Consider the following 20,002-nt stretch of genomic DNA (forward strand, 5'->3'; position numbering starts at 1 on the left):
CGCACCTTCACCGGGCGCGGAGCCCCGCCATGGTGCATCCCGCCGACCGGACGAGCGCGACTCACGCCTTGCGAAACACCAGTTGCCCGCCCTCGGCGTCGACCTGCACGGTATCGCCGCTGCTGAACTCACCCGACAGGATGCGGTGCGCCAACGGGTTCTCCAGTTGCTGCTGCACCGCGCGCTTGAGCGGACGCGCGCCGTAAACCGGATCAAAACCAACGTTGCCGAGCAGCGCGAGCGCGTTGTCCGTCAGCACCAGCTTCAAGCCACGCTCTGCCAGCCGCTTGTCCAGGCCACGCAGCTGGATCCTGGCGATCTCGCGGATCTGCGCCTTGTCGAGCGGATGGAACACGACGATGTCGTCGAGCCGATTGATGAACTCCGGACGGAAATGCGCCTGCACCACGCCCATCACCGCGGCCTTCATCTGCGTGTAGGTTTCCGGTGAATCGTCGCCGCCACTGCTCCCATCAAACATGTCCTGGATCATCTGCGAGCCAAGGTTCGACGTCATGATGATCACGGTGTTGCGGAAATCCACCGTGCGTCCCTGGCCGTCGGTGAGCCGGCCGTCATCGAGCACCTGCAGCAGGATGTTGAACACGTCCGGATGCGCTTTCTCGACTTCATCGAGCAGGATCACGCTGTAGGGACGGCGACGCACGGCTTCGGTGAGGTAACCGCCCTCTTCGTACCCGACGTAACCCGGAGGTGCACCGACCAGGCGGCTCACGGCGTGCTTCTCCATGAACTCGCTCATGTCGATGCGCACCATCGCGTCGGGCGAGTCGAACAGGAACTCCGCGAGCGCCTTCGACAACTCGGTCTTGCCCACGCCGGTTGGTCCGAGGAAGAGGAACGAACCCGACGGACGATCGGGATCGGATAGCCCGGCGCGCGAGCGGCGCACGGCATCGGAGACGACTTTGATCGCCTCGTCCTGGCCGACTACGCGCGCGTGCAGCTGGCCCTCCATCTTCAGCAGTTTCTCGCGCTCACCTTCCAGCATCCGGTTGACAGGGATGCCGGTCCAGCGCGAGACGACCTCGGCGATTTCCTCCGCGGTGACCTTGTCCTGCAGCAACGTGAAGCCCTTGGTTTCGGCTTCCTGCGCGGCATGGAGCTGCTTTTCCAGTTCCGGCAGACGGCCGTACTGGATCTCGCTCATCGCGGCGAAATCCTGCTTGCGTTGCGCGGCCTCGAGTTCGAGCTTGGCGGCTTCGATCTGCTCCTTGATCTTCGTCGCGCCCTGCAGCGTGGCCTTTTCGGCCTTCCACACTTCCTCCAGGTCGTTGAACTCGCGCTCGAGCCTGGCGATTTCGTCCTCAAGGTCGGCCAGCCGCTGCTTCGAAGCGTCGTCCTTCTCCTTCTTCAGCGCCTCGCGCTGGATCTTGAGCTGGATAAGGCGACGCTCCTTGCGATCGAGCTCTTCCGGCTTGGAGTCGATCTCCATGCGGATGCGCGAAGCCGCTTCGTCCATCAGGTCGATGGCCTTGTCGGGCAGTTGTCGGTCGGCGATGTAACGGTGCGACAGCGTGGCCGCAGCGACGATGGCGGGATCGGTGATTTCCACGCCATGGTGGACCGCATACCGCTCCTTGAGGCCACGCAGGATCGCGATGGTGTCCTCGACCGAAGGTTCACCGACGAAGACCTTCTGGAAGCGGCGCTCCAGCGCGGCGTCCTTCTCGACGTACTTGCGGTATTCGTCGAGCGTGGTCGCGCCGATGCAGTGCAGCTCACCGCGGGCCAATGCGGGTTTGAGCATGTTGCCCGCGTCCATCGCACCTTCGGCCTTTCCGGCACCGACCATGGTGTGCAGCTCGTCGATGAACAGGATTACCTGGCCTTCGTTCTTGGCCAGGTCGTTGAGCACGGCCTTCAGGCGCTCCTCGAATTCCCCGCGGAACTTCGCGCCGGCGATCAGCGCGCCCATGTCGAGCGACAGCACGCGCTTGCCGCGCAGTCCTTCGGGCACTTCGCCATTGATGATGCGTTGTGCAAGACCTTCGACGATGGCGGTCTTGCCCACGCCGGGTTCGCCGATCAGCACGGGGTTGTTCTTGGTGCGACGCTGCAGCACCTGCACGGTACGACGGATCTCTTCATCGCGACCGATCACCGGATCGAGCTTGCCACTTTCGGCGCGCGCGGTCAGATCGATGGTGTATTTGTCGAGCGCCTGGCGCTGGTCTTCGGCGCTCTCCGATTGCACGGTCTCGCCGCCGCGGATCTTGTCGATGGCGGCTTCCAGCTTCTGTTTGTTGGCGCCGGCGGCCTTGAGCGCGCGTCCGACTTCGCCGCTGTCGTCGAGCGCGGCGAGCACGAACAGCTCCGTTGCGATGAACGCGTCACCGCGCTGCTGCGCATGCTTGTCGGTGACGTTGAGCAGGCGCGCGAGGTCGTTGCCGACGCTGACATTGCCGGCCTGCCCGCTGACCTTGGGCAGCTTCTCCAGCGCTTCGCCCAGGCGCTCGCGCAGCAGTGGCACGTTGACGCCGGCCTGCGCCAGCAACGGCCGCGTGCTGCCGCCGCTCTGCTCCAGCAGCGCGGTGAGCAGGTGCGCGGGTTCGATGACGCTGTGGTCGCGGCCGACGGCCAGCGACTGCGCGTCGCTCAGGGCCTGCTGGAAGCGCGACGTGAGCTTGTCCATTCGCATGGGAACCTCAGGGGAAGTCAGGGCGGCCAACGCCGCGATGTCCGGAAAATGCGGACGCATGACGGGGTTTCAAGCTGGAGCGTTGGCGCGTGTTCGGACGGCGTCCGGATTTCGGCGCTGGAGGCCCGGGAAAGGCGGTCCTGAAAGCGCGGGCCTGAAAGCCCGGGGTCAGTCGAGGTCCAGGTGGCCGCGATAGTGGACCAGCAGGCCCGCCAGGGGCAGCGCGGCTTCCACGTCGAAGAGGTAGCGGCCGTCGCGCTGCGTTTCGCGGGCGCGAACGCCACGGAACCACGCCGCCGGAAGTGGCAGGCCCAGCGCGCGGAAGCGGACGACGCGCCAGGTGATGGCCTCGCCTTCCACGCCAAGGCGGAATCCGAAGGTCACCAGCCCCAGGCGTTCGCACAGCAAGCCGTCGCTGGCCCACAGGCGGGAACGCATGTCGTGCCCGGCGACCGTGCGCGTCCACTGTTCGACACCGTCGTGGGCAACGATTTCCACGTCGATGCCGCCTTCACCCGCAGGCGGCAGGCGCGTCGCCCATGCACACAGGCGCGAGAGCACGTTGCGGCCGCGTTCGACCGCTACGCGTCCGCGATAGCGCTGCGCGCCTTCGCGCGAGTGCAATGCGCGAACGAGCGGCGGCAAGGCCTCGAAATCCGAACCCAGCAGGCGCGGGAACAGGAATGCCGTCGCCGACGGCACCGGCATCAGGGTGCCGGTTCCATCCATACCAGCGATGCCATGCGCCCGCTGCGCCGGTCGCGGCGATGCGAGTAGAAGCGCTGCGGATCGCTGATGGTGCACAGGTCGCCGCCGTGGATGTTGGTGGCGGCGAGACCAGCCTGCGTGAGGCGACGACGCGCCAGGGTGTACAGGTCCACGTGCCAGTGGTCCGGGCGCGTGCTGGTGAACGCGCCGCCGCTGGCCCAGTCTTTCGCGACGAAGGCGTCGTAGACGTCGATGCCGACTTCGTAGCGCAAGGGTCCGGCCGCCGGTCCCAGCCAGGCGAGCACGCGCTGGGGCGGCGTGGTCATCGCCGCGACGGTGGCTTCCAGCACGCCGTCGGCGAGGCCGCGCCAGCCGGCGTGCGCAGCGGCGACTTCGCTGCCGTCGTCGGCACAGAACAGCACCGGCAGGCAGTCGGCGGTGAGGATGGCGAGCACCGTGCCAGTGGTCGACGTGACCGCGGCGTCGCCTTGCGGAACGTCGTCGATGGTGTCGTCGTCGCGTCCTTCGGTGGCGATGCGTGCGACGCTTTCGCCGGCGACCTGGCCACTGAAACCACCATCTGAACCGCCATCGAAACGCCACACCGCGCTGCCGTGCACCTGGCGCAGCCATTCGGGTGAAGCGGGTAGCGCGGCGTGTTCGACCAGCAGTTCGCGGTTGCGCCGCACCGCATCGAGGTCATCACCGGCGCGAAGGCCGAGATTGAAGGCGTCGAACGGCGCCTTCGACACGCCCAGTCCCTGCCGCAACGTGGTGAACGCGCGGATGTTCTTCGGCGCGGGCCAGTCGGCGGGCAGCAAAGCGGCGTGCACGCTCAGCGCCCGGCGTCGCGCGCGGCGACGGTGTCGTCGTGCAGCAGCTTCGCCAGGTTGCTCAGGTCCTGCGGCACGGGCGCCGTGCAGCGCACGGGTTCGCCACTGACGGGATGCGTGAATTCCAGTGTCTCGGCGTGCAGCGCCTGGCGACGAAAACCACGCAGGCCTTCGATCAGCTCCGGGGTCGCGCCGCGCGGCAACTTGAGCGGACCGCCATAGAGCGGATCGCCGACGATGGGGTGCTTGAGGTGCGCCATGTGCACGCGGATCTGGTGCGTGCGCCCGGTTTCCAGCCGGCATTCCAGCAGGGTGTGGGCGCGGAAGCGCTCGCGCAGGCGGAAATGGGTGACCGCGTCCTTGCCGTCATCGCGCACCGCCATGCGGATGCGATCACGAGGGTGGCGGTCGATCGGTGCGTTGGCGGTGCCGCCAGACACCAGCGCGCCCACCACGATCGCCAGGTACTGGCGATGCACCTGGCGGGACGACAACTGCTCGATCAGCGCCGTGTGCGCCGGCAAGGTGCGCGCGACGACCATGACGCCGGAGGTGTCCTTGTCCAGGCGATGGACGATGCCCGCACGCGGCAGCGCATTGAGTTCGGGATCGCGGTGCAGCAGCGCATTCACCAGCGTCCCGGCCGGATTGCCGGCACCGGGATGCACCACCAGCCCGGCCGGCTTGTCGAGCACGAAGACGTGTTCGTCCTCGTACAGGATGTCCAGGGCGATGTCCTCGGGCAGCGAGTGGGTCTGCACCTCCAGCACCGCGGTCACGGTGACCTGCTCACCGCCGCGGACCGGATCGCGCGGACGGGCGGGCTGTCCATTCAGAAGGGCATCGCCGGATTTGATCCAGGCCGACAGCCGCGAACGGGAATAATCGGGAAACAGGTCTGCCAGGACGGCGTCGAAACGGCGGCCAGCGCTGCTGTCGGGTACGGTCGCGGTCAGGATCGAGGCTGGGCCGGGCATGTCGAAAGGTTCAGGGGGCGTGTCGCCGGGCTGCTATTATCCGGGTTTCGTGCCTCCGGCGTCCCCACCAAGCCCCATGACCCTGCGCTTCAACCGCCACGCGTCCCGCATCCTGGTCTCCCTGGCCCTGGTCGCCCTCCTCGCCTCCACCGGCTGTTCGCGCCTCAAGGGCGGCCTGAAGCACAAGGACGCCGACGAAGGCCAGCCGGTCGAGCAGCTGTACCAGAAGGCCCACAAGGCGATGACGCACGGCAACTGGGCCGGCGCCGAAGTCACCTTCAAGCGCCTGCTGGCCCAGTATCCCTACGGCCCGTACACCGAGCAGGCGCTGATGGAATCGGCGTACGCGCAGTACAAGTCGGGCAAGCACGACGACGCGATCAGCACCATCGACCGCTTCCTGCGCACCTACCCGACCCACCGCAACAGCGCGTACCTTTACTACCTGCGTGGCCTGGTCGACTCCAGCCGCCAGACGGTGTTCTTCCAGAAGGTCTGGCGCCTGGATGCCGCGCGCCGCGACCTGGCGACGCCGAAGCAGGCCTACGACGACTTCTCCATCGTCGCCGAGCGCTATCCCAACAGCCGCTATGCCGCCGACGCGCGCGTGCGCATGAACGACCTGCGCGAGCTGTTCGCCCGCCATGAACTGGACGTCGCGCTGTACTACCTGCGCCGCACCGCGTACGTGGCCGCCGCCGACCGCGCCAAGCACGTGCTGGAAACCTATCCGCAGAGCAAATACCAGAACGACGCGGTCGCCACGCTGATCCTGGCCTACACCGGCCTTGGCAACGAAACCCTCGCCGCGGACGCCAAGCGCGTGCTGCAGCAGAACGACCCGAAGCACCCGTACTTCACCGGCGACTGGCCTGACTACCCGAGCAACCTGCGCAAGCTCAATCCGTTCGCGGGCGAGAAGTCGGCGCTGGACAACGACAAGCGCTAAGACACGAACGCTGGCACTAACGCTGGTAAGAACGCCGCCTCCGGGCGGCGTTTTGTTTGTGCGGGCGGCGAACGGAACGCTGCGTGCCTGCTTTCGGCTGGTCGCCGGTTGCCGCGCCCTGCAGACTGCCCTTCCCCAAGAAGGACCGCAGCCATGACCCAGCCCGAAATCCTGCACTACGCCGCTTTCACCGATCGCCAGGACGGCGGCAACCCGGCCGGAGTCGTGCTCGATGCACGCGGACTGGACGATCTGGCCATGCAGGCCATCGCGGCGGAACTGGGTTATTCCGAATCCGCGTTCCTGCTGCCGCGCGGTGGCAACAGCTACGACATCCGCTTCTTCAGCCCCCTCGCCGAGATCCCGTTCTGCGGCCACGCCACCATCGCAACAGCCGTGGCGCTTGCCGAACGCAAGGGCGCGGGCGCACTGGTGTTCCACGCTCCTGTCGGCGAAGTGCCGGTGGAGACCCGCGTGGAAGTCGATCGTGTACTGGCGACATTGACCAGCGTCGCGCCTTACGTAGAAGCCGTGTCTGACGACGTGGTCGCGGCAGCGCTGCAGGCCCTGCGCTGGTCCGCCGACGACCTCGATCCGCAACTGCCTGCGCGCATCGCCTTTGCCGGCAACCGCGAACTGATCATCGCCGTGCGAACGCGCGAACGCCTGCGCGCGCTCGACTACGATTTCCCCGCATTGCAGCAGCTGCTGGCCAGCATCGATGCGCCCGGCGCCGAACTGGTCTGGCGTGAGTCCGCCACCGTGTTCCACGCGCGCAGCCCATTCCCGTTCGGTGGCGTGGTCGAGGATCCCGCGACGGGCGCGGCCGCGGCGGCATTCGGCGCCTACCTGCGCGAGCTGGGACTTATCGATGCGCCTTGCACCGTGACCATCCACCAAGGCGTGGACATGGGCCGGCCGAGCCTGCTGACAGTCGATATCGGCCCGAAGGGCGGCATTCGCGTCACCGGCCAGGCCGTGGCGCTGCCGCGCCCGCGCCGCGATGAAACGTGACCGCGCCGCGAGGAATCTGGCCACGACGGACTCAAGCGCGCCGCAGCGCGCCGGCGAACACACGTGCGCAGCGTTCTTCGCCTTGTCAGTCGCCCGAGTAACCGTTGGTGATCGGATAGCGCCGTTCACGCCCGAATGCACGCCGCGACACTTTAGGCCCCGGCGCCGCCTGGTGCCGCTTCCACTCGCTGATCCGCACAAGCTTCAGCACGCGGTCCACTGTCGCCGCATCGAAGCCCGCCGCGACGATCTCCGCGCGCGACTGTTCCTGGTCGACATGGCGATACAGGATCGCGTCCAGCACGTCGTACGGCGGCAGCGAGTCCTGGTCCTTCTGGTTTTCCCGCAACTCCGCCGACGGTGGTCGGTCGATCACCGCCTGCGGGATCACCAGGTCGCCGACGGTGTTGCGCCAACGCGCCAGCGCGAACACCTCGGTCTTGTACAGGTCCTTCAGCGGCGCGTAGCCACCGCACATGTCGCCGTAGATGGTGGCGTAACCGACCGCGTACTCGCTCTTGTTGCCGGTCGTCAGCAGCAGGCCGCCGAACTTGTTGCTCAACGCCATCATGATCGCGCCGCGCGTGCGCGACTGCAGGTTCTCCTCGGTCACGTCGACCGGCTTGTCGTCGAACTGCCCCGACAGCGCGTCCAGGAATCCCTGGAACGGCTTCTCGATCGGCACCGTGATCATCCGCACGCCCTGCCGCTCGCATTGCTCGGCGGCGAGATCGTTGGAGAGGTCCGCCGTGTAGCGCGACGGCATCCGCACGGCGGTGACGTTGTCGGCACCCAGCGCATCGACCGCGATGGCCAGCACCAGCGAGGAATCGATGCCACCGGAAAGGCCCAGCCACACTTTCGTGAAGCCGTTCTTCGCGCAGTAGTCGCGGGTTCCGCGTACCACCGCGCGCCACGCCAGCGCGTCGCGGCTTTCGTCGCCGTCGTCCATCCACTCCAGCGGTGAGAACTTGCGCGTCACCGGGTCGAAATCGACCACCAGCCACTGGTCGGTGAATGCGGCTGCCGCGGGTTGCACGGTGCCGTCGCCATCGGCCACCACCGATGCACCGTCGAAGACCACCGCATCCTGCCCGCCTACCGTGTTGAGGTAGGCGATGGCCACGCCAGTCTCCTGCACGCGCTGCGCCATCAGTTCGTCGCGCTGCATGTGCTTGTCGCGTTCGAACGGCGAAGCATTGGGCACCAGCACGAGTTGCGCACCTTCCGCGACCGTCTGCGCGAGGGGTTCGGCGAACCACAGGTCCTCGCAGATGATGAGGCCGACCCGCACGCTTTCATCGGGATCGCTGCCGACGACATCGAACACGCAGTTGTCGCGATCGGGATCAACGTCGAAATAGCGCCGCTCGTCGAACACCGCGTAGTTGGGCAGCTCACGCTTGCGGTAGGTGTGGGCGATACCGCCGTCGCGTAGCACGCTGGCGGCGTTGTAGACGACCGCGCCCGCGGCCTGCGGCCAACCGACGATGGCGACGATGCCTGTCGCCGCGCGCGCGATGCGATCCATGGCTGCTTCGCAATCGGCCAGGAACGACGGGCGCAGCAGCAGGTCTTCCGGCGGGTAGCCGCTGAGCGCCAGTTCGGGGAACAACACGACATCCGCGCCGTGCTCGTCGCGCGCCGTCGCGATCATCTCGATGATGCGGTCGGCATTCTTCGCCACTGCACCAACCGGAAAGTCGAACTGCGCCATCGCGATTCGCAACGTCATGCCCTGCTCCAGCCTGCGTGTGGGCGCATTCTACTGCGCCGCGACGCGACGCGATTCCATTGCAATGCGTAGGGCGGGTCTTGACCCGCCTGCAGGCTAGGCAGTTGTCAGAAAATCGGCGGAGCAAGAAGGCGGCGGGTCAAGACCCGCCCTACGGTTCCTGGTGGACCAATACCGGCTTCCCGTCCGCATCCAGCGCGATCATCGTGAAACGGCCCCGCGTGCACAGGTGACGCGTGCCGGCGTGCGGGTCCTCGGCATGCAGCTCCACTTCGACCTGCATCGAACTGCGACCGACGTCGATGACGCGGGCGACCAGCTCGACCAGTTGCCCCTGTCGCACCGGCACGTGGAAATCCACCTGCTCCGAACGCGCGGTGACCACCGTGCGACGTGCAAAGCGTGTCGCGGCGACAAACGCCGCCTTGTCCATCCACGCCAGAGCCTGTCCGCCGAACAGCGTACCCAGGTGGTTGGCGTGATCCGGGAAGACGAGCTCCCACAGCCGAGCCTCCCGGGGCGATGCCGCAACCTCGACGGGCGACGGCTCAGAACGCATCGTCGAAGCCAACCGCACCGCTGATCCCGACCTGGTACGCCGACACGCGGCGCTCGAAGAAGTTGGTCAGCTCCTGCACATCCTGCAGGTCCATGAACGGAAATGGATTCTTCACCCCGAACTCCGGCGCCAGGCCCAGCGCGGAGAGGCGCAGGTCGGCGACGTATTCCAGGTACTGGCGCATCTCGCGCGGCGACAGTCCGTTCACTCCACCCGAGAGCACGTCATCGGCGAAGCCGGCTTCAACCTCGATCGCTTCGCGCAGCATGGCGCGCACGTCGCGTTCCATGCCGGCATCGAAAAGGCCTGGCTCCTCGCTGCGGACGGCGTGGATCACCTCCAGCGCGAAGGCCATGTGTCCGGATTCGTCGCGGAACACCCAGTTGGTGCCCGCCGCCAGCCCCGGCAGCAGCCCGCGCGAACGCAGGAACCAGACGTAGGCGAAGGCGGCGAAGAAGAACAGGCCCTCGATGCAGCAGGCGAAGCAGATCAGGTTCAGCAGGAAGGCACGGCGCTGCTCGCGCGTCTCCAGCCGCTGCATGTCCCGCACCGAGTCCATCCACTTGAAGCAGAACGCCGCCTTGGCCTTGATCGAGGGAATGTTCTCGATCGCGGCGAAGGCTTCGGCACGGCGTGCGGGATCGGGAATGTAGGCGTCCAGCAGCGTGAGGTAGAACTGCACGTGCAGCGCTTCTTCGTACAGCTGCCGCGACAGGTACATGCGCGCTTCCGGCGCATTGATGTGCTGGTACAGGTTCAGCACCAGGTTGTTGGCGACGATCGAATCGCCGGTGGCGAAGAACGCGACCAGGCGCTCGATCAGGTGGCGGTCGGCGGCACTGAGCTTGTGGCGCAGGTCGTTGAGGTCGATGCCGAAGTCAATTTCCTCGACCGTCCAAGTGTTGCGGATGGCATCGCGGTACATCTCGTAGAACTGCGGGTAGCGCATCGGACGCAGGGTCAGGGCAAAGCCAGGATCGAGGAGGTGCTGGGTCAGCGTGGCGGACATGGTCGCTTCCGATTGGAGTGTGGCGCGAGATGGAAGTGGCCCATCCCCCGCTCACAGAGGATGGGCAAGACGATCGAGCAAGAGTGAAAACAGGTGCGACGCCACCGCCACAGCATCCGTGCAGCGCGACATCCCTGCCGCGACCACGGCGCCGTCGCACCCGCGCAACGTGATCAACCAGCGGTCACTGGCAGGCCTCGCAGGCTTCCGGGTTTTCCAGCGAACACGCCAACGCCTGCTGCTCGGTGTACGCAGGCGCAGGCGCCGCAGTCACCGTGGCCTTGGCGATGCGCGTAGCCGGACGGGAACGCAGGTAGTAGGTCGTCTTCAATCCCGACTTCCACGCATACATGTACATCGACGAGAGGCGACCGATGTTCGGACTCTCCATGAACAGGTTGAGCGACTGTGACTGGTCGAGGTACGGACCGCGCGCGGCCGCGAGGTCGATCAGCGCTTTCTGCGGCAGTTCCCACGCGGTGCGATACACGGCTTTCAACGCATCGGGAATGCCGGCCACACCTTGGATCGAACCTTCGGCGAGCTTGATCGCATCGCGCGTCGCTTCGGTCCACAGGCCGAGCTTCTTCAGCTCGTCGACCAGGTAGCGGTTGATCTGCAGGAAGTCGCCCGACAGCGTCTCGCGCTTGAACAGGTTGGACACCTGCGGTTCGATGCATTCGTAGCAGCCGGCAATCGACGCGATGGTCGCGGTCGGCGCGATCGCGATCAGCAGCGAGTTGCGCAGGCCGTGCTGGGCGATGCGCTGTTTCAGCGCGTCCCACGCGGCGGTTTCGCTCGGCGTGATGCCCCACAGGTCGAACTGCAGTGCGCCGGTCGCCGCACGGGTCTCCGCGTAACTCGGATGCGCGCCGTGTTTCTCGGCCAGCTCGCACGAGGCCGTCAACGCGTGCAGGTAGATGTGCTCGGCGATCTTCGTCGACAGCTGCAACGCCTCGCTGGCGTCGAACGGCAGGCGCAGCTTGAAGAACACGTCCTGCAGGCCCATCACCCCGAGCCCGACCGGGCGCCAGCGCAGGTTGGAGCGGCGTGCGGTTTCGATCGGATAGAAGTTGAGGTCGATGACGCGATCGAGCTGGCGCACCGCGACGCGCACGGTCTCGGCGAGCTTGTCGAAATCGAAGGCCGGCTTGCCGTCATCGAACTGCGCGACATGCTGGGCGAGATTGATCGAGCCCAGGTTGCACACCGCGGTTTCCTCCGCGGAGGTGACTTCCAGTATTTCGGTGCACAGGTTCGACAGGTGCACCGTGCGGCCTGGCCCGACCTGGTTGCAGGTGCGGTTGGAGGCGTCCTTGAAGGTCATCCAGCCGTTACCGGTTTCGCCCAGCACCTTCATCATCCGTGCGTAGAGTTCGCGCGCCTTGATCGTCTTCGCGGCGAGGCCCTGCTGCTCGGCCTGGACGTAGGCGCGCTCGAACGCTTCGCCCCACAGGTCGACGAATTCCGGCACGGCGTAGGGATCGAACAGCGACCAGTCGCCGTCGGCTTCCACGCGCTGCATGAACAGATCCGGCACCCAGTTGGCCAGGTTGAGGTTGTGGGTGCGGCGGGCCTCGTCGCCGGTGTTCTCGCGCAGCTCAAGGAATTCCTCGATGTCGGCGTGCCAGGTTTCCAGGTAGATGCAGGCGGCGCCCTTGCGCTTGCCGCCCTGGTTCACCGCGGCGACCGAGGCGTCCAGCGTCTTCAGCCACGGCACGATGCCGTTGCTGCGGCCGTTGGTGGAGCGGATCAGCGAGCCGCGCGAACGGATGCGCGAATAGGCTTGACCGATGCCGCCGCTGAACTTGGACAGCTGCGCGACGTCGCCGTAACGCGCATAGATGTCGGTCAGCGAATCTTGCGGCGAATCCAGCAGGAAGCACGACGACAGTTGTTCGTGACGCGTGCCGGAATTGAACAGCGTCGGCGAGCTAGGGATGTAATCCAACGACGACATCAGCTTGTACAACTCGAGCGCCGCCGACGGCGTGTCGGTCAGCGATACCGCGATGCGCATGAAGAACTGCTGCGGCGTCTCGATCACGCTGCGTCGCTGCGGGTGCTTGAGCAGGTAACGGTCGTACAGCGTGCGCAGGCCGAAGTACTCGAAGCGCTGCGTCTGCGTGGCGTCGATCGCATCGTTGAACTTGCGTGCGTTGGTCTCGACGACTTCGCGCACGCGGTCGTTGATCAGGCCCAGCTCATGACCGATCACGATCGACTGCGAGAACGAATGCACGCCGAGGCCGGCGACTTCCTTGTCGATGTAGCCGGCAAGCAGTCGCGCAGCCAGACGCGCGTACTGCGGCTCCTCGGCGGTGAACGCGGCGGCGGTGCGGATCGACAACTCATCGAGCTCGCGCGTGGTCGCGCCGTCGTAGATACCGGCGATGGTCTTGAGCGCGACCCGCATCGGGTCGATCTCGTTGAGTCCTTCGCAACAGCGGGTGACGGCGCGCACGATCTTGGCGACGTCGACCGGCTCCTTGCGGCCGTCGCGCTTGGTGATCGCCATGGTCGCCGGCGCGTGCGGCGGGGTCAGGGCGAAGCTGGTTTGCGCGGCAGTCGTCGACGCTGCTTCGCGCACGGTTGTTTCGCGCGCGGGTGTCTCGATCGCGGTTTCCAGCGTGTCCGCTACGGCTGGGGCTTCGGTGTTCATGGCTGTCCTCTCCGGTGGATGTGGAGAAGAAGCGAAAGCGGTCGCACGCATTGCGATCAGGGCTGGCCCGGAACCCAACACGCACAGACGGCCCCCGCCCCCTCGGGCGAGCCGGCATCAACGCGGAAGTCATCAACGGGCGACGGCACGGGACTCACTCCCGGCATGGTCGACCGTCGCTCCCCGCGGAGACGCCTGGCCAAACGGAAGGGTCTCGATGCGTCCTTCGACTTCGGCGCTTGCGCGCCTACGCTCAGGACGAGCGGGATAGCCTTCCGGTCGCGGCAGGTTTTCGGGCTTCCGGTCGGGGCGGTGCCGCTGTTGCCAGCCATCGCCTTGCCTACTGCGCGTCGCTTCCCAGCTGCATCCCGTTGCGGGACAGGGCCAGTGCCATTGACGCGGGTCGTTACCAGTTACCGCTGCGGGGCAGCTCCGGAATCGGCCAGTCTCCTGTTGGAGCGGACCTCACCGGATTCCCTTTAAGCCTTCCCCTGGCGGGGTCGGCACCATCGACAACCACAAGATAGTGGGGGTCGACGGATCGGTCAACACAAAATAGCGAGAAAAACGAAAGGCCGCCCGGAGGCGGCCTTTCAATGCAACTGTGCGATTTGCTCGGACTGCGCGATTACTTCGCCAGACGCTTGGCGATCGCCGCGCCCAGGTCGCCAGGCGACTTCACCGTGGTGACGCCAGCCGCTTCCATCGCCGCGAACTTGCCTTCGGCCGTGCCCGAACCGCCCGAGGCGATCGCACCGGCGTGGCCCATGCGCTTGCCCTTCGGCGCCGAGGCGCCGGCGATGAAGCCGACGACGGGCTTGGTCACGTACTTGTTGATGAATTCGGCCGCTTCTTCCTCGGCCGAACCACCGATCTCGCCGACCATGATGATGCCTTCGGTCTGCGGGTCGTCCTGGAACCACTTCAGCGCGTCGATGAAGTTGGTGCCGTTGATCGGGTCGCCGCCAATACCAATACAGGTCGACTGGCCGAGGCCGACGTCGGTGGTCTGCTTCACGGCTTCATAGGTCAGCGTGCCCGAGCGCGACACGATGCCGATCTTGCCCGGCATGTGGATGTGGCCCGGCATGATGCCGATCTTGCACTCGCCGGGCGTGATCACGCCGGGGCAGTTCGGACCGACCAGCACGACGTCGTCGTAGCCGTTGAGGGTGTTCTTCACGCGCAGCATGTCGAGGACCGGAATGCCCTCGGTGATGCACACGATGACCTTGATGCCGGCATCGGCCGCTTCGAGGATCGCGTCGGCCGCGAACGGCGGCGGCACGTAGATGACGGAGGCATCGGCGCCGGTTTCGTTGACGGCTTCGGCGACGGTGTTGAATACCGGCAGGCCAAGGTGCTGCGTGCCGCCCTTGCCCGGAGTCACGCCACCAACAACCTGGGTGCCGTAATCGAGCATCTGCTCGGCGTGGAAGGTGCCCTGCGAGCCGGTGAAGCCCTGGACGATCACCTTGGTGTTCTTGTTGATCAAAACGCTCATGGGATCGTTGTTCCTTACTTGCCGGCGACGGCCGCAACGGCCTTCTTCGCGCCGTCGTTGATGTCGTCGGCCGCCGTGATGGCCAGGCCCGAGTTCTTCAGCAGTTCCTTGCCGGCTTCCACGTTCGTGCCTTCGAGGCGGACGATGACGGGAACCTTGACGTCCACTTCCTTGACAGCGCCGATGATGCCCTCGGCGATCATGTCGCAGCGGACGATGCCGCCGAAGATGTTGACGAAGATCGCCTTCACCTTGTCGCTCGACAGGATCAGCTTGAAGGCTTCGGTCACGCGTTCCTTGGTGGCGCCGCCGCCGACGTCGAGGAAGTTGGCCGGCGAGCCGCCGTTGAGCGAGATCACGTCCATCGTGGCCATCGCCAGGCCGGCGCCGTTGACCATGCAGCCGATGTTGCCGTCCATGGTGACGTAGTTGAGGTCGTGCTGGCTGGCCTTGACCTCGGTCTCGTCTTCCTGGCGGATGTCGCGCATCGCGGCCAGTTCCGGATGGCGGAAGGTCGCGTTGTCGTCGGAGTTGATCTTGCCGTCGAGCACCGCGAGGTTGCCGTCGGTGAGGATGGCGAGCGGGTTGAGTTCGACCAGCGCCAGGTCCTTCTCGTTGAACAGCTTGTACAGGCCCAGCATGATCTTGCTCAGCTGGCCGACCTGCTTGGCGTTGAGGCCCATCGCGAAGCCGAGGTCACGACACTGGTAGGGCTGCAGGCCCTGCACGTAGTTCACGTGCAGCGTCTTGATCGCCTCGGGCTTCTCGTGCGCGACCTGTTCGATGTCCATGCCGCCTTCTGCGGAGGCGATGAAGGTGATCGACTTGCTGCCGCGATCGACGAGCACCGACAGGTACAGCTCCTTGGCGATGTCGGTGGCCTGGGTGACCAGCACGCTGTCGACCGGCAGCTCGACGCCGGCGGTCTGGTAGGTGGCCATCTTCGTGCCGAGCATGCCCTTGGCGTAGTCGCGGACTTCGTCAAAGGTCTTGGCGAGCTTGACGCCGCCGGCCTTGCCGCGGCCGCCTGCGTGGATCTGGGCCTTGACCACCCAGAAGTCGCCGCCAATGGCCTTCGCCGCGTCAACGGCCTCTTCCGGCGTGCGCGCGACGCGCCCGGCCGGGACCGCAATGCCGTAATCGGCAAAGAGCTGCTTTGCCTGGTATTCGTGGAAATTCATGCGTCACCGAGGGGAATTGGAGAGCCCGCGGAAGGACGGCCGGTTTGGCACGCTGCGCGGGGGGCGGCATTGTCGCCGATCGGGGCGGGTGGGGCAAAACCGGCCATGGCGTGATGCCGCCGGGCGGTCGACGCCGGGCCGCGGGCGCGGCAGCAAGCCGTGTGATGGACCGGGTGCAGCGCGGAACGAACCCGACGACGCCCGCATTTGAATGGAACATGTGCTGGGAATCGGCAAGGGCGGTCTTATCAACTGAGCTTCTGGTCGTCATTCCCGCGAAGGCGGGAACCCAGCGTCTTTGCTTTCAATGGCTTGAAGTCGCTCGATCCCCGCCTTCGCGGGGATGACGATTCAGGACCTTCCCTAAGTGTGATGTTTCAGGAAGCTGCCCCTCCTGCCCAGATGGAGAAGTTGCACCACGCCGATCCGGCGCCGGTGCTCCTACCCATCACAGGCTTTGGACAAGGCCTCGGTGTGGTGTACGGAATTCGACGTCGCAAACCCGCGCCTATACTCGCCCCACCACACGCCGGACTGTCCCTTGCCCACCCCCCCCCCCGTAGCCGTTGCCGTCAACGAAGCCGACAGCGCGCTGCGCCGCGAGCTGCATTTCTTCGCCCTGTACCGGCTGCTGGAAGCGGCAGTGCTGTGTTTCCTGCTGTTCTCACCGGTGCGCGCCTATATCAGCGAACCGCGGCACGAGTTCCTCGCTGGCGCCGTCGCGATCATCTACCTGGTGGTCGGCGCGGTGCTGTTCGTGTTCCGCAACCATGGCGACCTGCGCATGCAGGCGCTGATCGGCCTCGGCTTCGACCTGGTGCTGGCCACGCTGGCCATCCATGCCATGCCTGGCCAAGGCACCGGCATCTCGGTGATGCTGCTGTTCAATGTCGCCGCCGCGGCCCTGCTGATGCCGATCCGGCTGGGCCTGACCGTGGCCCTGGCGGCCGCGCTGGCACTGTGCGGCGAATACGTGTGGACCGTGTTCCTCGAACACGACGGCACCCGCGGTCCGGGCGAACCGATGATGTTCACCGTCGGCTACCTGGCCATGGCGACGCTGAGCAACGTGCTGGGCCGGCAGTTGCGCGCCAGCGTGGACCTGGCGGTGCGACACGGTGCCGACGCGGCATCGCTGGCCGAGGTCAACGAACTGATCATCCGACGCCTGCGTACCGGCGTGCTGCTGGTGGACGGCACCAGCCAGCTGCGCCTGGCCAACGAGGCCGCGATGCTCCTGCTCAACGATGCCGGCGACCACCCCGGTGAAGGCCGCGACCTGCTCATCAGTGCGCCGGTGCTGGCGCAGCGCCTGGAGGCCTGGCGCAAGGACGGCCGCAGCGACGAAACCCCGCTGCAGCTGGCGCCGGACCTGCCGCACGTGGTGCCGCGCTTCACCCGCCTGCGCGCCGGCAGCGAACAGGTGCTGATCTTCCTCGACGACACCAGCATGGTGTCGCGCCAGGCCGAGTCGCTGACACTGGCGACGCTGGGCCGCTTCTCCGCCAGCCTCGCCCATGAGATCCGCAACCCGCTGGCGGCGATCAACTACGCCGTGCAGTTGCTGGAGGAGTCCAAGGACCTGCCTACCGCCGACCTGCGCCTGTTGGAGATCATCCGCCAGCAGGGCCAGCGCATGAACGGCATCGTCGAGAACGTGCTGGGACTCGCCCGCCGCGAACCCTCCAAGCCCGAGCACGTCGAACTGATGACGTTCGCCCGCCGCTTCGTCGAGGACTACGCCACCAGCCATCCGCTCGAACACGACAGCCTGCGCGCCACCGGGCCGCACCCGGCGATCAACGTCCTCGTCGATCCGCGCCACCTGCACCAGGTACTCACCGCGCTGACCTACAACGCGCTGACGTATGGCCGCCTGCCCGGCAAGCCGGCGCGGGTCACCGTGCACATCGAAACCGACAGCAGCGGCGCGCCGGTGATCGACGTGCTGGATCGGGGACCGGGCGTGCCCGAATCCGTGGCCGCGCAGCTGTTCCGGCCGTTCTTCACGACCTCGGGCCACGGCACCGGACTCGGCCTGTACATCGCCCGCGAGCTGTGCCGGGCCAACCAGGCCACGCTGGAATACGTTGGCGTCCCCGGGGGCGGCGCCTGTTTCCGCATCCAGCTGCCGGCACCGAGTCCATTGATGGGCGGCAGCTGACGGCCGGCGATCCGGTGCGGCCGGTTGGCGGCCTCCATCGGGCAAAAAGCTCGGCAGTCCGAGCAAACAGCTCGGCGGCCCGAGCAAAATGCTCGACAGCCCGAGCAAAGTGCTCGACAGCCCGAGCCAAAGAGCTCGACGGCCCGAGCAAGATGCTCGACAGCCGGAGCAAAAAGCTTGGCGACCCTCGTTCAGAGCCCGGTCCGGAGCCCCGCATCTGGCCTCAACGCTCTACCCCCGATCCCTGCACCGCGTCCGGACTCGCCCTCCTTCACCTCCCGTGTACAGCGCGACGCCGTCACATCTCCCGATGTCATGGAGGGAGCGTGCTTGGCCCTGCCCCTGCGGTTCCGCTATCGTTGTGTGCAGGGTTGGAGGATCGAATGACTGAAACACGCAGTGCATTGGTGATCGACGACGAGCGCGACATCCGCGAACTCCTTGTCATGACCCTGGGCCGGATGGGCCTTCGATGCGATACCGCCGCGACCGTGGCTGACGCACGCGCGCAGCTCGCGGCGAACACCTATGACCTGTGCCTGACCGACATGCGCCTGCCCGATGGCTCCGGCATGGAGCTGATCACCGAGATCAGCCAGAAGCACCCCAATACCCCCGTGGCGATGATCACCGCGTTCGGCAACGTCGAAGCCGCGGTGGAAGCGCTCAAGGCCGGCGCCTTCGACTTCGTTGCCAAGCCGGTCGACCTGGCGGTGCTGCGCGACCTGGTCCGCCACGCGCTGGACCTGCGCGAGAAGCGCCGCACCATCACCGCCGCCGACCCGGTCGCGGCGCGTTTCTTCGGCGACTCGCCCGCCATCGCCACCCTGCGACAGACCATCGCAAAGGTCGCGCGCAGCCAGGCCCCGGTCTACATCGCCGGCGAATCCGGCGTCGGCAAGGAACTCACCGCCCGCACCATCCACGACCAGGGTCCGCGCGCCAGCGGCCCGTTCGTGCCGGTGAATTGCGGCGCGATCCCGGCCGAGCTGATGGAAAGCGAATTCTTTGGCCATAAGAAGGGCAGTTTCACCGGCGCGCACGCCGACAAACCGGGCCTGTTCCAGGCGGCCGACGGCGGCACGCTGTTCCTCGACGAAGTCGCCGAGCTGCCGCTGCCGATGCAGGTCAAGCTGCTGCGCGCGATCCAGGAAAAATCGATACGCCCCGTCGGCGCGAACACCGAGGTGAACGTCGACGTGCGCATCCTCTCGGCCACGCACAAGAAGCTGGCCGCGCTGGTCGAGGACGGTCGCTTCCGCCACGACCTCTACTACCGCATCAACGTCATCGAGCTGCGCGTCCCGCCGCTGCGTGAGCGCCTGGAAGACCTGTCCGGCCTCGCCGACCGCGTACTCACCCGCCTGGCCGCCCAGCAGGGGCGCTCCGTCCCGGCGCTGTCGCCCGAAGCGCTCGACGCTCTGCGCGCCCACCCATTCCCCGGCAACGTGCGCGAGCTGGAAAACATCCTCGAACGCGCCCTGGCCCTGGCCGAAGGCGACCGCATCGAAGCCGAGGACCTGCGCTTGCCGGCCACCACGCCGGTCCCGACGATGGTGCCCGCCATCCCGACGCCGCCTCCCGCCTCGAGTTACGCGGCGGCAGCCAATGCGCCCGCGCCCGCATTGCCGGCCGATCCGCGCACCCTCAATCCCCGCGACACCGCCAGCAGCCGCCTGCCCGAGTACATCGAGCAGATGGAGCGCAACGCGATCGAACAGGCGTTGCAGGAAAACCGCTTCAACAAGACCCGCACCGCGGCGGCGCTGGGCATTACCTTCCGCGCGCTGCGGTACAAGTTGAAGAAGCTGGGGATCGACTGATCCCGGAAGGGCGGACCGGCACTCCGCCCGAACACCGGATGGGTCCTGACTTCGGATGCGGCTGCCCCAGATGCGCCAGTAGCAAGCGGGGCGTTAGCCGGTGCTTGCCGAAGCCCCAGCAACGGCTGCGCCGGTTTACTGACCCCTTCGGATCGTCCGGAAAACCGGATAGGAAACCTGGTCGCTGCACGACGGCCACAGGACGCAGAATAGGCGCGCCTT

The 20,002-nt window shown here is 66.6% G+C and carries 14 protein-coding genes and 1 riboswitch; of the genes, 4 read left to right on the forward strand and 10 right to left on the reverse strand.

Annotated features, from left to right (window positions below):
• Positions 1-61: 61 nt before the first annotated feature.
• The 4 genes from clpB to rluD form a co-directional block, all read right to left on the reverse strand.
• Positions 62-2,662, reverse strand: a complete 2,601-nt coding sequence (gene clpB, locus ACYVD7_RS01515) for an ATP-dependent chaperone ClpB (RefSeq protein ID WP_460758384.1) — start codon at positions 2,660-2,662, stop codon at positions 62-64.
• Positions 2,663-2,830: 168 nt separating this feature from the next.
• On the reverse strand, positions 2,831-3,391 hold the full coding sequence (locus ACYVD7_RS01520) for a DUF4166 domain-containing protein (protein WP_460758385.1): 561 nt from the start codon (positions 3,389-3,391) through the stop codon (positions 2,831-2,833).
• Positions 3,370-4,203: a peptidoglycan editing factor PgeF gene (pgeF, locus tag ACYVD7_RS01525; RefSeq protein ID WP_460758388.1), complete on the reverse strand. Its 834-nt coding sequence runs from the start codon at positions 4,201-4,203 to the stop codon at positions 3,370-3,372. Before pgeF ends, ACYVD7_RS01520 begins: the two co-directional genes overlap by 22 nt.
• 2 nt (positions 4,204-4,205) lie before the next feature.
• Positions 4,206-5,180 carry a 23S rRNA pseudouridine(1911/1915/1917) synthase RluD gene (gene rluD, locus ACYVD7_RS01530; RefSeq protein ID WP_460758389.1) on the reverse strand — a complete coding sequence of 325 codons (975 nt, stop codon included), beginning with the start codon at positions 5,178-5,180 and terminating at the stop codon, positions 4,206-4,208.
• Between the two features lie 76 nt (positions 5,181-5,256).
• On the opposite strand from rluD, the gene ACYVD7_RS01535 reads away from it, so the two are divergent.
• On the forward strand, positions 5,257-6,129 hold the full coding sequence (locus tag ACYVD7_RS01535) for an outer membrane protein assembly factor BamD (protein ID WP_460758392.1): 873 nt from the start codon (positions 5,257-5,259) through the stop codon (positions 6,127-6,129).
• A 153-nt stretch (positions 6,130-6,282) separates the two neighbouring features.
• On the forward strand, positions 6,283-7,143 hold the full coding sequence (locus ACYVD7_RS01540; protein ID WP_460758393.1) for a PhzF family phenazine biosynthesis protein: 861 nt from the start codon (positions 6,283-6,285) through the stop codon (positions 7,141-7,143).
• An 85-nt stretch (positions 7,144-7,228) separates the two neighbouring features.
• On the opposite strand, the gene ACYVD7_RS01545 is transcribed toward ACYVD7_RS01540, so the two are convergent.
• From ACYVD7_RS01545 to sucC, 6 genes are all read right to left on the reverse strand, one after another.
• Positions 7,229-8,878 carry an NAD+ synthase gene (locus ACYVD7_RS01545; RefSeq protein ID WP_460758395.1) on the reverse strand — a complete coding sequence of 550 codons (1,650 nt, stop codon included), beginning with the start codon at positions 8,876-8,878 and terminating at the stop codon, positions 7,229-7,231.
• 151 nt (positions 8,879-9,029) lie between these two features.
• Positions 9,030-9,437: an acyl-CoA thioesterase gene (locus ACYVD7_RS01550; protein ID WP_460758397.1), complete on the reverse strand. Its 408-nt coding sequence runs from the start codon at positions 9,435-9,437 to the stop codon at positions 9,030-9,032.
• Positions 9,427-10,446 (reverse strand): ribonucleotide-diphosphate reductase subunit beta, encoded by a 1,020-nt coding sequence (locus tag ACYVD7_RS01555; protein ID WP_460758399.1) that lies wholly within the window; start codon positions 10,444-10,446, stop codon positions 9,427-9,429. Before ACYVD7_RS01555 ends, ACYVD7_RS01550 begins: the two co-directional genes overlap by 11 nt.
• Before the next feature lie 184 nt (positions 10,447-10,630).
• Positions 10,631-13,108, reverse strand: a complete 2,478-nt coding sequence (locus tag ACYVD7_RS01560) for a ribonucleoside-diphosphate reductase subunit alpha (protein WP_460758402.1) — start codon at positions 13,106-13,108, stop codon at positions 10,631-10,633.
• A gap of 266 nt (positions 13,109-13,374) precedes the next feature.
• Positions 13,375-13,635, reverse strand: a riboswitch (cobalamin riboswitch).
• 101 nt (positions 13,636-13,736) lie between these two features.
• Positions 13,737-14,612 carry a succinate--CoA ligase subunit alpha gene (gene sucD, locus ACYVD7_RS01565; protein WP_460758403.1) on the reverse strand — a complete coding sequence of 292 codons (876 nt, stop codon included), beginning with the start codon at positions 14,610-14,612 and terminating at the stop codon, positions 13,737-13,739.
• A 14-nt stretch (positions 14,613-14,626) separates the two neighbouring features.
• Positions 14,627-15,793 (reverse strand): ADP-forming succinate--CoA ligase subunit beta, encoded by a 1,167-nt coding sequence (gene sucC, locus ACYVD7_RS01570; RefSeq protein WP_460758406.1) that lies wholly within the window; start codon positions 15,791-15,793, stop codon positions 14,627-14,629.
• 541 nt (positions 15,794-16,334) lie between these two features.
• Here sucC and ACYVD7_RS01575 point away from each other — a divergent pair.
• Complete coding sequence (locus ACYVD7_RS01575; RefSeq protein WP_460758407.1) at positions 16,335-17,957, forward strand: sensor histidine kinase; 1,623 nt, start codon at positions 16,335-16,337, stop codon at positions 17,955-17,957.
• A 383-nt stretch (positions 17,958-18,340) separates the two neighbouring features.
• Positions 18,341-19,780, forward strand: coding sequence for a sigma-54-dependent transcriptional regulator (locus tag ACYVD7_RS01580; RefSeq protein WP_460758410.1), 1,440 nt, complete (start codon positions 18,341-18,343; stop codon positions 19,778-19,780).
• Positions 19,781-20,002 lie beyond the last annotated feature (222 nt).

It is taken from the genome of Lysobacter fragariae (assembly GCF_054779775.1).